We start from the raw sequence: 13,085 nt of genomic DNA, 5'->3' as shown, positions 1-13,085 counted from the left end.
GCTCAATGTTCTACGTGCAACGCGATGCGCAAGGTCAGTTAGTGCGCGTGGAAGCCGCGGCCTACGCCGAGGCCACGGAAACGCTGCCGGCCGACAACCATGAAATCCAGGCCTGGTACGCTAACGAAGCCGTGGAAAACAGCCTCAAGCAGCTCAAGCAGAGCGACCTGGAAATGATCCGGGTACTCGACGACTTGATCCAGGTGCTGACCAGCAAAGGCGTGATCCGCGTCACCGACCTGCCGGCCGCGGCCCAGGCCAAGCTGATGGACCGGACCCAGGCTCGAGAGGCGCTGGGGGGGTTGAGTCAATTGATTGATGATGATGAGACGGGGTTGATCTAAGGTCACCAGTTCATCGGTGTCTGCACTGGCGCCATCGCGAGCAGGCTCGCTCCCACAGGGTTTTGGGTTGGCCAGGATTTAGCGGTCAACGCAGATCCATTGTGGGAGCGAGCCTGCTCGCGATGAGGGCATCAGCCTCACCGCCAAGGCTTCGGCTCACCAAACAACTGCCCCTGAACCCCATACAACCCCATCTCCCGAATCACCAGCAACTCCCCTTCGGTCTCGACGCGCTCGGCAATCAACGGCAGATCAATGCTATGTGCCGCCCGCTGGATCGCCTCAATGAACAGGCGCTTGTCGCTTTCCTGATCAATCGCGCGGATGTAACTGCCGTCGATCTTCAAATACGCCAAGCCCAGGCGCGCAAGGTTGCCGATCATGCTGAAGCGCCCGCCAAACCGTTGCAGGCTCAACGAGAACCCAAGCTCACGCAGGCGCCGCGTCAGTTCTTCCAGCATCGCTTGCTCGGGCAGTTGCTCCTCGCCGATTTCCAGGGTCAGCCGCGGTCCGAGATCGGAGTGAGCACGCAAAATCTCGAAGACTTTGTTCAGCGCCTGCGGATCGGCCAACGTCGCCGAAGACAGGTTCAGCGCCAGCGATTCCTCATGCTCGGCCATCTGCTCAAGCACCAGCTCCAACATCAGCCGATCCAGGCGCGCGGTCCAGCCAAAGCGCTCGAGCCACGGCAGGAAGCGTCCGGCGGGAATGGTCTGGCCTTGGTCGTCGATCAACCGCGACAGTACCTTGTAATGCAGTACCAGTTGCGTGTCCTGAGTGGCCACCACCGGTTGGAAATACAACTGGAATCGCCGCTGATTCAGCGCCTGATCCAGCAAGTTGTTCCAGGCGTGATGGTCATCCCCGACGCTGGCCGAGGCGCTGTGATCGAGGCACGCCCAGCTCTGTTCTCCCTGCCCTTCAGCCTGGGCGAGTGCCTGGTCGCCCAGCCCGAGTACGGCTTGCGGTGAATCGCCATGAACAAACGGTGCCAGCCCGATCGATGCGACCGAGGCCACGTCAGTGGCGCCGGTCGCATGCAGGCTCGCCAAGGCACTGTCGAGGTTCTGCGCCAGTTGCAGCGCTTCTTCGCGCACCAATCCCGGCGCCAGCACGGCAAACTCACCGCCACGGATCCGCGTGACGAGGTTCTGGGTTTCCGGGTACTTGGCGCACTCGCGGGACAGTTGCTCGCCCACGGCTTGCAACAATTGGTCGGTGCGCTGACCACCCAGACGCTGGTTCAAACCGGCCAGATCCTTGACCCGCAACAGCAGCAGATAACCCGAACTCGCCTGCTCCGGGTTGCTCACCCGGGCGTTCAACTGCATCTCGAAATAGCGACGGTTGGCCAGCCCCGTCAGGTTGTCCTGGTAGGACTCGACCCGCAGTTTTTCACTGCGCTCGGCCTGTTCCTGAAACAGCGCCTTGAGCTTCTCGACCATCTGATTCATGGCCTGCACCACTCGGCGCAGTTCCGGTGTGCGCGGCAGCTCCGGCAGGCTGAGGAATTCGCGGCGAGCGATGGCGTGGGATTGCTTGACCATGTAGTCCAGCGGCTTCAGTTGTCGACGCAGCAACAACGCGCCCAATACCGCGCTCACCGCACCGCAGATTAGCAACCAGCCGAGGCTGCCCAACGCGCTCTGCCACAGTTTGGCCAAGGCGAACATCGGGTGGCTGACCACCTCGACCCGCGCCGCCTGTTCCCAGCCACGGCTGACCAGCGCATCGCCGCCGGCCGGTTCCAGGCCGATCATTTTGACGAACCAGTCCGGCACGTTGTTCACCGCTGGAATGCCGCTGCGCTCGACGATGGTCTGGTCGGTCTTGAGGTCGACCACGCGGATGCTCGCGTAATAACCGCTGTCGAAGATCGAACTGACCAGCAACTCGACCATCGCCGGGTCGTCGATGTTCGGCGTCAGGGACAGCGCCAATGCCGTCGCGGCGTCCTGGGCGTGGGAGCGCAACTGGTTGACATACTGGGTGCGCGAGCTTTCCAGGCTGACCATGAAGCTGCCGGTGAAGGCGACCACCAGGAACAGACAGATAGCGATCAACAGCTGTTTGAACAAAGACATCTGAGCGCGTGCTCCTAGTTAGTCGTCTCGACCGGGAAACCTTCGGCCTGCATTTTCTTCAACACGTCCTGCCAGCGAGACAGGCGTTTGGTATCTCCGACCTTCTTGTTGCCCTTGGCGCCCGGCAACCACAACCCTTCGGCATTGAAAGAGTAGACCGGCAGCAGATCGGTTCGTTGGCTGGCCGGTTTTATTACATCGATCAGGCTGTCGAGTACCAGCGGCATGGCCTCGGGGCTCGAGTAGTAAGTCAGCACCATGTGCGCGCGGTTCAGGCGCAACGCCTTGACGTAGGTAATGCGCAGCTTGTCACTGGAAACGCCGAGATGGCGCAGGCTGAAGTACTTGGCGATCGCATAGTCTTCGCAGTCGCCGGCGCCCTTCCACAGGGCTTCGATGGGTGTTTCCCAATAATCGACCTCGTGCCAAAGGTCGATGTCCTCAACGTAACGCACTTGCTTGTTGAAAAACTGATTAACCACATTGAGCTGTTCCAGTTCGCTGGCCTGTTTTTGCGTGGCCAGCAACTGCTGCCAGGCATCGATGCGCGGCTTCCCGTCGCCCAACGGCCCGTACAAGACCTGCGCCTTGCGGCTGATCAGCGAAAAATCCCAATCGGCATGCAGCCCGCCCAGCATGACGCCGGCCAGCAGCAACGCGCAGCACAGCCAGCGCAAAGTCCGAGGGATCGCGAAACGTACCGCCAATGCGAGGCATCCAGGTCAGGCAGGTGGAATTCGCTTGATGGTGCAGGTTAGCCCGTTAAAAGACAATGGCACGGTGCAATCACTGGCGACGCGCTAGACTTTGAATGGTGGGTGACATGAAAAGTCTCGGGCTGCGATCTTTTGTCCGTTTGACAAGCTGCATGGCAGTCACTAGTGTCCATTTGGATCCAAATATTTCAGCCAAACAGGGTGCGTAGTCGTGACACAGAAGCCCAACTTCCTCAGCAGTATCAAGGTCAACGGGCCGATTCCCGCTCACCTCGCACGTTCGGTGATCGAAGAAACCCTGCGTTCGGCCATACTCGACGGACGCATTCCCTGCGGCACCGCGTTGCGCCAGCAAGATCTGGCCGACCTGTTCGGTGTCAGCCGCATGCCGGTACGCGAAGCGTTGCGCCAGCTTGAAGCCCAGTCGCTGCTCAACGTCATCGCCCATAAAGGTGCGGTGGTTGCACCGCTGGTTCAGGGCGATGCCGTCGAGACTTATGCGTTACGGATTCTGTTGGAGTCCGAAGCCCTGCGACTGTCGATTCCCTTGCTTGATAAACAGGATTTCGAAGACGCTGCCCGCTATATCGATAACCTGGAAACAGAACACGACTACGCCGAGATCGGGCGGCTCAATCGCCTTTTCCACATGTCGCTCTACAGCAAGGCGCCTAACCGCCGGCTCTTGAGACTGATTGAAGATGGCTTGAACGAAGAAGAGCGCTTCCTGCGTTTCAATCTGGAAGCCATGGGGTTGGGCAAACTGTCCCAGGATGATCACCGGGCGTTGTTATTGGCCGTCGAAGATCGCGACACCGAGCGTTCGGTGAAGCTGCTCGAACACCACCTCAACCGCGGTGTCGAGGTCATCACGCGCTACCTCAACAGCCCTGAGGCGCAGAGCAAGAAAACTTCCAGGTAAACCCCGGCGCCAAGCCTGAGCGCGCAGTTCGAACTGCGCGCCGCGCTTGCTGTGAATAATCTACTTACACATCCCCGCTTCAGCGACCGCACGTCCCCTCCCCAAGCTTGCCTTCGATTCACCTCCCTCAAGTTCCATCAATACGCCAGCAAAGATGACGGCCGGGCGATAGCGGCGGCCGTGATTTACGCTCACTCTTGGGCTGCCAACGAATAATGAACGGGCGACGCGCCGCCATGGCGGCGCAGTCCTCGCACCAAGAACCTACGGAAGGAGTCTTGTCACGGGAAAGGAAGCAGCGGCGTCAATCCCAGCCAACTTCCACCCCTTGAAGCATTCAACGGAACAACTTTGAAAGTTGCTTTGAGTGAGGCATTCACTCTTTATTTGAATTTTGACGATACTTCGCCGAAAGGAGCAACTACGCCCAAATAAAACTGACGCATGTAGTTTTATTGGAACTTGTCGCGCGCGATAAAGTTGAACTTGCAAATAATATAAAAATAACTTGCTCGACACTTTATTCGTGTATTAGTTTTTCTCCGCCACCAACAAACACGGCACCGAAGCAACCTTATCGCACTTGATGACATCAATTTAATTGAGGCATCCGCTCGCCAATAAAAAACGTTAAACGACCGTCACTTATTGATCACAACACCCTTAACGGCAATTCAGATCACTTATAGGCTCGCTCATGAAAACGAATAAAGACCGCCTCATCCAGAAGAAAGCAGAACTTAGTGCGCACCCGATCTTCTCTGAAATACATTCACTCGCGGTACTTCAACGGTTCATGGAAACCCATGTCTTTGCGGTGTGGGATTTCATGTCGCTGACCAAACGCCTGCAACAGGAACTGACCTGCGTTCAACTGCCCTGGTTGCCGCCGCGAGATCCGCAGGCCGCGCGTCTTATCAATGAGATTGTGCTGGGTGAAGAGTCCGATGACCGTCCGGCCCAAGGTCATTACAGTCATTTCGAGTTGTACCTGGATGCGATGCGCGAAGTCGGGGCCAGCACGGTCGCCGTGGAACGCTTCGTGGCATTGCAGCAAGAAGGCGTGAGTTACGACGTGGCGCTGCAAAGCGTTGATATCGATCCGGCGGCTGCGCAGTTCGTGCGGCACACCTTGCACACCGCGCTGCATGCACCGGGACACAGCGTTGCCGCAGCGTTTTTGCATGGTCGTGAGAGCGTTATTCCGCAGATGTTCCAGCGGATTCTCGACGACTGGGGCATCGGCATCGAGCAAGCGCCGACCTTCCGTTACTACCTGGAGCGGCACATCGAAGTCGACTCCGAGGACCACGGCCCCGCCGCTGAAAAACTCCTCGCACGGCTGGTCGACGGCGATCCGCAACGCGAAGCAGACGTCTACGCCAGCGCCATTGCCGCCGTGGAAAGCCGCATTGCTTTGTGGGACGGCCTGCGCCTGAGCATGAGCGAACCGGTTGCCGAGGTGAACGCATGAACGCCGCCGACTACCAATCCTTCGCCGACGCCTGGGAAAGTCGCGCGACCATCCGCACCCGCCCCCGGCGTGTGCTGGAGAACGACGACAAGCTGATCTACCCGTTGAGCCGCCAACCGTTGGTGCTGAGTGAAACCTTCCTGCGCGAATGCCCGGAACAACGGGACTTCGCGCTGGTGCAGACGCTCTACAAATTCATCAACGACGTGGTGATTTTCGAAACCGAGATCGTCGACAAGACCGCCCGCAGCATCGCCAAAAATCGCTTCGCCGTGGCGTTCCCGTTTGCCTGTCGCTATGACGCCATGACCGTGGTGGTGGACGAGGATTACCACGCGCTGGTGGCCATGGACTTCATGCAGCAGACCGTCGCCATGACCGGCATCACGCCGATCCGGCTGCCGGATGAAATCGAGCTGAGCCGGGCGATTCCGGCGGCCGTGGCCCTCGCACCGGAGCATTTGCGCAGCGCCGTCGAACTGATCTGCGTGGCCATCGCCGAGAACACCGTGACCGGCGATGTCGCGGCGTTCGCCAAGGACGACACGGTCAAGCAGTCGATCAAGGGCCTGATGGCCGATCACTTACTCGACGAGGGCCGCCACTCCGGGTTCTGGTCGCGGATGGTGCGCATCTATTGGCACACCGCGAGCGAAGAGGACCGCCGACTTATTGCGCAAATCCTGCCGGTGTTCATCGGCCATTACCTGACCAACGATATCCAGAAGTCCTTCGACTTCCGCCTGATCGAATCCTTGCCGATCAGCGTCGCGGCACGCCAGGCACTCAAGAACGAAATATCGGGGATGGCCTTCCCGATCAATCGTCATCACCCGCTGGTGGCCAACATCGTGCGGTTTTTCCGCAGCAGTTCGCTGCTGGATTCGCCGTGCGTGCAAGACGCCCTCAGCGACTACCTGGTTTAACGAGGAGAACATCATGAGACGTCTCGACATTCTGCTCATTGGGCAAAGCCAGGCCTTGACCGACCTGGCGCTGGAACTTGAACAACAGGGTCATTCGCTGGTGCGGCTCGAGGCGTTCGAGGAGGTGCCGTCGTTTGATCTGCTGATTGACGACGCCAGCCAGGCGTTTTCAGTCCCGGGTGATGCGCCGCATCTGACACTGCAACTGGGAATTGGCGTGCCAAGCGTCACCGGGCTACCGCCGATGGACCTGCTGTGCATGCAGGGATCGACGCTGTTCACGCGCGTGCCGATTGCCGATGAACCTAGTGGAAACGGCCAGGCGTTGCGCCTGCGAGCGGTGGCGGAGCTGGTGGACCATGTCGCGCTGCTGGTCAACCGATTCTCACGGGACGCCGAGTATTTTCTCTGCGCTGAACCGGCGGCGGCAGCCCATTTCGATCAGGTGGAAAATCTGCTGTTTTTAGAACGCCTGGCGTTCGTTCATCAACTCAACAACACGGCTCAACCGTGGCTGCAAGAACTCGCCCGGATCCCGATGATCGAGCGTCTGCAACAGCGCTTCATCGAGTCCGCCGAACGCCCGGCACTGAACATCGACGGCACATCGCTGAGCTATCGGCAATTACACGCCCAGAGCCGTGCGATCCAGCAACGCTTGCTGCCGTTGCTCGCTCAGCATCAAGGGCCGTTGGTGGTCGGGATTTGCCTGCCGAAATGCAATGCGTTGTATGCAGGGATCGTGGCGATTCTGGGCAGCGGCGCGGTGTACTTGCCGCTGGAGCCGAGCCATCCGCTGCAACGTCAGCAGTACATCCTTTCGAATGCCGGAGCGGTGTTGTTGCTGCATGACGGCCAGCATCCCCTCGCCGACGAAATGCCGGGGCTGGACATCAGTCGCATCGACTTCGCTGACGTCGACCTCGGTCAACCCTTGATGCGCCAGCGACCCGCTCTCGACGCGCCCTGCATGGCGCTCTATACCTCGGGCACCACCGGGCATCCCAAAGGCGTGCTGCTCAGCCAGGCCAACCTCGCGCACTTCACCGCGTGGTATGCCGACTATGTACAGCTGACCGAACACAGTCGGGCCTTGCAGTTTTCGTCGTTGAGTTTCGACTCGTCACTGATCGATATTTTCCCGACCCTGCTTGAGGGCGCCGAGCTGATCGTGCCGAACGACGACCAGCGCCGCGATCCGTTGCAGCTGGTCGAGCTGATTCGCCATCAACGCCTCAGCCATGCGTTTTTACCGCCGGCGCTGTTGAGCATTCTGCCGGTGGATCAGCTACAGGTCCTGGATCATGTGATGACCGGCGGCGATGTCTGCGAGCCCTACGTCATCGAACAGCTCACCCGTCAGGGCAATCTCTACAACCTCTATGGCCCGACCGAAGCCACGGTGCTGATCACCGCGCGCCAACTGCGCGCGGGCGACAGTAACCGCACCCTCGGGGCGCCGATTGCCAACAGCCAGGTGCTGATTCTCGACGAGGCTTTTCAGCCGGTGGCCGAGCAGACCGTCGGTGAGTTGTACATTGTCGGGCCGGGGGTGTGCCTGGGTTATCTGAACAACCCGCAGCAGACTGCCGAGCGTTACCTGGACTTGAACTTGCCAGACGGCCAACGCCTGCGCGCCTACCGTACCGGCGACATGGCGAAATGGACCCGCGACGGTATCGAGCTGTGCGGACGGCGGGACAATCAGGTGAAAATCCGCGGCTTTCGCGTCGAGCCGGAAGAGATCGAACGCTGCCTGCGCGACAGTCAGTTGTACCGTCAGGTCGCGGTGGTCATCGACAGCCAACGGCGGATTCTGGCTTTCCTCGCGCAACCTCAGGAGAACCAGCCCGGCGTCGCGCGCGAAGCCTTGAAGGCTCATGCGATGCAGTTTTTGCCGGACTACATGCAACCCATCGCCTGGACCGAACTGCCGAGCATGCCTTTCGCCAGTAACGGCAAAGTCGACCGCAAAGCGCTGCTGGCGATGCCGGTGAATGTTGCCGAAAACAAGACTCGGCGCTTGCCCGCCAGCGCCGATGAAGCGCAGTTGCTGGAGATCTGGGCTGAGCTGCTGGAGCTGCCGGCCAGCGATATTTCGACCGACGAAAGTTTCTTCAATCTGGGCGGCCATTCGATTCTGTTGTCGCGGATGCTGCTGCGATTGCGTGAAGAGTTCGGCCGCAGCATCTCGATCAACCGCTTCATTGAATTGCCGACCATTGCGAAGCTGGCGACGTTGGTGCGCGGCTCCGGCACCGAGGAAGTCCTGAGCGCGCAGGCGCTGGCGGATGCCTTCCGCGAGCTGGATATTCAGCCGCTGCCCATCAGCCGCATGGGCGATGTGCACAAGGTGATCGTCACTGGCGCCAACAGTTTTGTCGGTGTGCACATCGTCGAGGCGTTGCTGGCGTGGGGCGTCAGTGAAGTCGCCTGCCTGGTGCGCGATGGCGGCGGGCAATCGGCGGCTGAACGCTTCGCTCACGCGTTGCGGGAAAACCGTCTGGAGCACCTGGACCTGAGTCGGGTGCAGGTTTACGCGGCAGACATCACTCGCCCGTCATTGGGGCTAGATGCGCACGTTTACGAGCGCCTCGATCGAGAGTTCGGCGCGCTGGTGCACAACGCCGCCAACGTCAATCACGTGCTCGATTACGACTCACTGGCGCGGGACAACGTCGAGCCGATTTTCGAATGCCTTCGGCTGTGCGAGGGGCGCAGCAAGAAGATCTTCAACTTCGTCTCCACGCTCTCTGCGTCCAGCACGATTGCCGACGATGGCCGGGTGCTGGAATTACCCGCCGCGCAGACGCCGCCGATCTACATCAAGAACGGCTACAACCTGTCCAAGTGGGTCGGTGAACGGATCCTCGAACGAGCGCGTGAACGTGGGGTGAGGGTCAATCTTTATCGCCCCGGCAATATCAGCTTCAACAGCCTGACCGGCGTCTGTCAGCCGCATAAAAATCGCTTGATGCTGATGCTCAAAGGCTCGATCCAGCTCGGCCAGGTGCCGGAGTTCGCGCTGAACTTTGATCTGATGCCGGTGGACTTTCTCGCTCGCTTCATCGGCTTCCATGCCAGCCGCTATTCGCCTGAAAAAGCAGTGTTCAACCTGCACAACCCCGAGCCCCTGAGTTGGGACGATTACGTCGCGTCATTCCGCGAGGCCGGCCGGGAATTCTCCATGGTCAGCGTCGCCGACTGGCAGCAGCAATTGGGCCGGGTCGACAGCGAAAACGCGTTGTTCGGCGTACTCGGTTTCTACCTCAACGGCTTTGAGGAAGACATCGGCGACATCTCGATGATCGGCCACGCCAACGCCCAGGCCGGCGTGCGGCAGATGGGCGCGCACTACCCGGAAAAATCACCCGCGCTGCTGCGTCGCGGCTGCGACTACCTCAAAGAAATCAATTTCATCTGATTCACTCAACCGGAGCAAAACCATGAAAAACCTGCAACCCGATACCCTGATCAAAAACCCGCAAGGCTGCCACGTCGTGTCTTCGGTGGAAGTGCCGGCTGACTCAGCGAAGGTCTGGGCGGTGGTCGGTAACTTTGCCGGCTTCGATCAATTCATTCCGGCGCTGTCGCACATCGAGATGACAGGCGAAGGCGTGTCGTCGCTGCGCAAGAAATTCTTCAAGGACGGCAACCTGGTGGTCGAGCAACTCAACTCGCGGGATGACCAGGCGCTAAACATGACGTGGACCACGATTTACAACACGTTGGGCGTGGCCAACTTGTGGGCGGCGATGAGTGTTGAACCACAAGGCGCGGGAAAGTCGCGGGCGACCTGGACCATCATTGCCGAACCGGCGCAGGGAGGGGTTGAGGCGTTGCCGGGGTTCAAGGAGTTTGTGCAGGGGTTTGCGGATGATGCGATGAATAACGTGTTGAAGCTGTTTGTGTAGGGCCTTGGTTCAGCGGTGACTTATCCACCGCTTTCGCGAGCAGGCTCGCTCCCACAGGGTTTAGCGTGAACCTGTGGGAGCGAGCCTGCTCGCGATTGAACGATAACGCGGTAGACCTGACCTGAATCAGATCTTGAAGCTGTCAACCAACTGCTTCAACCGGTTCGCCTGCAACGACAACGCATCGCAATCCTTCAACGTTTCATTGAGGTTTGCCACGCTCTGCTGGTTCAGCAAGTTGATCTGGTTGACGTCGACATTGAGGGTTTCCACCACCGCCGTCTGCTCTTCGGTCGCCGCAGCCACCGACTGGTTCATGCCGTCGATTTCGCCGATGCGCTGGGTCACGCTGACCAGTCGCAGGCCCGCCTGGTTCGCCACTTCGACGCTCTGTTCGCTGGAAACCTGACTGGCATTCATGGTGGTCACCGCTTCGCGAGAACCGATCTGCAGCGAAGTGATCATCTTGTGGATCTCTTCCGCCGACTCCTGCGTGCGATGCGCCAGGTTGCGCACTTCGTCCGCCACGACCGCAAAACCACGACCGGCTTCACCGGCACGCGCCGCTTCGATGGCGGCGTTGAGCGCGAGCAGGTTGGTCTGCTGGGAGATACCTTTGATCACATCCAGAATGTGCCCGATGTTATCAGTGCTGGCGTTCAGGGTTTCGATCTGGGTGCAGGACAGGCTGATTTTCTGCGACAGCTCGGTCATGGCCAGGATGGTTTTCTCCACCACCTGACGACCATCATCCGCCTGTTCGCTCGCACCACTGGCATGCTGCGAAGCATCGGCAGCATTGCGGGCGATTTCCTGGGTAGCGGCACCCAATTGGTTGATGGCGGCGGCCACGCTGTTGGTGCGTGCGCTTTGCTCGTCGGAGCCGATGATCGAGGCGTTGGACGATGCCATTACGCGTTGCGACAAATCGTGGACCTGGCGGGTCGCCGAGGACACTTCGGAAATCGATGCGTGAATCCGCTCCACGAACTGGTTGAACGAACCACCCAACTCGCCAAACTCGTCTTTGCTTTCCACGGCCAAACGACGGGTCAGGTCGCCTTCGCCCTGGGCGATGTCCTGCATCGCGCGGCCCATGGTGGTCAGCGGACGCATCAGCACGTTGATCAGCAGGCTCAACAGCACGGCAATAACGCTCACGGCGATGAACATTGCGATCAGCGCCGAGGTACGGAATTGGCTCAGTGGTGCGTAGGCCTTGTCCTTGTCGATCGACAGACCGATGTACCACTCGGCATTCGGCAAACCGCTCACCGGGGTGAACGAGAGGATGCGATCCTGCTTGTTCAGGGTGACGTCCTGATTGCCCTTCTCGATGCGCACGCCAGAGTTGGGGTAGATGTCTTTCAGGTTTTTCATCACCTGTTCTTTGTCCGGGCTGACGATCACTTGACCGTCGGCACTGACCAGGAACGCGTGGCCGATGCCACCGAAGTCCACCGAGTTGATGATCTTCACCAGGGTCTCAAGGCTCAGGTCACCGCCGACCACGCCGAGCAATTCGCCGTTCTTTTTCACCGGCATGGCGATCGTCACCACCAACCCACCGACGGCGGCCATGTACGGCGGCGTCAGCATGGTCTTGTCGGCAGCCACGGCTTGCTTGTACCAAGGGCGCTGACGCGGATCGTAACCGTCCGGCATCTTCGCGTCAGGGCGTTGGGTGAACACGCCATTGGCCTGGCCAACGTAGGTGAACTGGAAGTTCGAGGTGAAGGCCGGTTGATCAACCAGGCCGGGAAGGTCCCCATTGGCGCCTTGATGAGCGACGTTCTGGGCGAGGTTCTCCAGCACCAGCACACGGCCGCTCATCCAGTTCTGCACGCTGCTGGCGGTCAGATCGCCGGCCTGCTGGACGGAGGACTCGAGGTTTTGCCGGATGGTGTTTCGCTGCAGATAGTCGTTGTACAAAGTGAACAACGCAAATGCCAGCACCACGACGCCAGAGGCGGCCAGAAGGATTTTATGGCTGAATTTGAGATTCATTTCATGGGACTTCTTATGCAAAAAGTGGGGATGCGTTCCAGGTGCAACATTCCATGTAACAGTGCAGGCGGCATTCTTCGGCCGCGCTACTTTGGTGCACGCATGTCTCCCCAGTCTGTCGGCACCAGTCGGAGAAATCTTAGGGGTTTATATGAAATGGTCGATATTCCCGCCGAACGGCGTGCTAGAGCGGTTGACGGTCAATGTACCTCTTGAATACTTTGGAATGCTGGGGAAGGACGTAACGCGGATGTGGCATGTCACGCCGGGGACAATGGCCCGAAGTTTTATGGAGCTAAAACGACAAAACCCCTGTCTGCGTTAGCAGACAGGGGTTTTGGAATTCAATCTTGACGATGACCTACTCTCACATGGGGAAACCCCACACTACCATCGGCGATGCATCGTTTCACTGCTGAGTTCGGGATGGGATCAGGTGGTTCCAATGCTCTATGGTCGTCAAGAAACTCTGTGTCCAGCCCGTTACAGTCGTAACGTGCCAGCAAAATTGGTGACTTCTACTAAAACAAAACCCCTACCTGCATACGCAGATAGGGGTTTCGGAATTTAATCTTGACGATGACCTACTCTCACATGGGGAAACCCCACACTACCATCGGCGATGCATCGTTTCACTGCTGAGTTCGGGATGGGATCAGGTGGTTCCAATGCTCTATGGTCGTCAAGAAATTCGGTAG

At 59.1% G+C, this 13,085-nt stretch carries 9 protein-coding genes and 2 rRNA genes; 6 read left to right on the top strand and 5 right to left on the bottom strand.

Annotation, left to right across the window (positions count from 1 at the left end):
• Positions 1-5 precede the first annotated feature (5 nt).
• On the top strand, positions 6-344 hold the full coding sequence (locus ACA075_RS00675; protein ID WP_497296873.1) for a tryptophan synthase subunit beta: 339 nt from the start codon (positions 6-8) through the stop codon (positions 342-344).
• Positions 345-481: 137 nt separating this feature from the next.
• Here ACA075_RS00675 and lapD read toward each other — a convergent pair whose 3' ends face one another.
• A complete protein-coding gene (gene lapD, locus ACA075_RS00670; protein ID WP_497296872.1) occupies positions 482-2,428 on the bottom strand; it encodes a cyclic di-GMP receptor LapD in 1,947 nt (648 codons plus the stop codon).
• Positions 2,429-2,442: 14 nt separating this feature from the next.
• Positions 2,443-3,135, bottom strand: a complete 693-nt coding sequence (gene lapG, locus ACA075_RS00665; RefSeq protein ID WP_497296871.1) for a cysteine protease LapG — start codon at positions 3,133-3,135, stop codon at positions 2,443-2,445.
• Positions 3,136-3,355: 220 nt separating this feature from the next.
• Here lapG and ACA075_RS00660 point away from each other — a divergent pair, with 220 nt between their 5' ends.
• The 5 genes from ACA075_RS00660 to ACA075_RS00640 all read left to right on the top strand — a co-directional run bounded on the left by ACA075_RS00660 (position 3,356) and on the right by ACA075_RS00640 (position 10,380).
• A complete protein-coding gene (locus ACA075_RS00660) occupies positions 3,356-4,066 on the top strand; it encodes a GntR family transcriptional regulator (RefSeq protein WP_497296870.1) in 711 nt (236 codons plus the stop codon).
• Between the two features lie 697 nt (positions 4,067-4,763).
• Positions 4,764-5,540, top strand: a complete 777-nt coding sequence (locus ACA075_RS00655) for a DUF3050 domain-containing protein (RefSeq protein ID WP_497296869.1) — start codon at positions 4,764-4,766, stop codon at positions 5,538-5,540.
• Entirely contained in the window at positions 5,537-6,466 is a 930-nt protein-coding gene (locus ACA075_RS00650) for a diiron oxygenase (protein WP_497296868.1), read from the top strand. The genes ACA075_RS00655 and ACA075_RS00650 overlap by 4 nt, the downstream gene beginning before the upstream one ends.
• 13 nt (positions 6,467-6,479) lie before the next feature.
• A complete protein-coding gene (locus ACA075_RS00645; RefSeq protein ID WP_497296866.1) occupies positions 6,480-9,890 on the top strand; it encodes an amino acid adenylation domain-containing protein in 3,411 nt (1,136 codons plus the stop codon).
• A 22-nt stretch (positions 9,891-9,912) separates the two neighbouring features.
• Complete coding sequence (locus ACA075_RS00640; RefSeq protein WP_497296865.1) at positions 9,913-10,380, top strand: SRPBCC family protein; 468 nt, start codon at positions 9,913-9,915, stop codon at positions 10,378-10,380.
• 126 nt (positions 10,381-10,506) lie between these two features.
• On the opposite strand, the gene ACA075_RS00635 is transcribed toward ACA075_RS00640, so the two are convergent.
• The 3 genes from ACA075_RS00635 to rrf (ACA075_RS00625) all read right to left on the bottom strand — a co-directional run bounded on the left by ACA075_RS00635 (position 10,507) and on the right by rrf (ACA075_RS00625) (position 13,074).
• Positions 10,507-12,387: a methyl-accepting chemotaxis protein gene (locus ACA075_RS00635; RefSeq protein ID WP_497296864.1), complete on the bottom strand. Its 1,881-nt coding sequence runs from the start codon at positions 12,385-12,387 to the stop codon at positions 10,507-10,509.
• A gap of 348 nt (positions 12,388-12,735) precedes the next feature.
• Positions 12,736-12,851 (bottom strand): 5S ribosomal RNA (gene rrf, locus ACA075_RS00630).
• 107 nt (positions 12,852-12,958) lie between these two features.
• A 5S ribosomal RNA gene (gene rrf / locus ACA075_RS00625) occupies positions 12,959-13,074 on the bottom strand.
• Between the last annotated feature and the right edge of the window lie 11 nt (positions 13,075-13,085).

The sequence above is a fragment of the Pseudomonas sp. LBUM1663 genome (assembly GCF_059695905.1).
This window is presented reverse-complemented; position numbering and strand designations above follow the sequence as displayed.

Coding starts and splice junctions, on each gene's coding strand:
- ACA075_RS00675 (WP_497296873.1), top strand. CDS start 6: ATGTTCTACGTGCAACGCGATGCGCAAGGTCAGTTAGTGCGCGTGGAA.
- lapD (WP_497296872.1), bottom strand. CDS start 2,428: ATGTCTTTGTTCAAACAGCTGTTGATCGCTATCTGTCTGTTCCTGGTG.
- ACA075_RS00655 (WP_497296869.1), top strand. CDS start 4,764: ATGAAAACGAATAAAGACCGCCTCATCCAGAAGAAAGCAGAACTTAGT.
- ACA075_RS00650 (WP_497296868.1), top strand. CDS start 5,537: ATGAACGCCGCCGACTACCAATCCTTCGCCGACGCCTGGGAAAGTCGC.
- ACA075_RS00645 (WP_497296866.1), top strand. CDS start 6,480: ATGAGACGTCTCGACATTCTGCTCATTGGGCAAAGCCAGGCCTTGACC.
- ACA075_RS00640 (WP_497296865.1), top strand. CDS start 9,913: ATGAAAAACCTGCAACCCGATACCCTGATCAAAAACCCGCAAGGCTGC.
- ACA075_RS00635 (WP_497296864.1), bottom strand. CDS start 12,387: ATGAATCTCAAATTCAGCCATAAAATCCTTCTGGCCGCCTCTGGCGTC.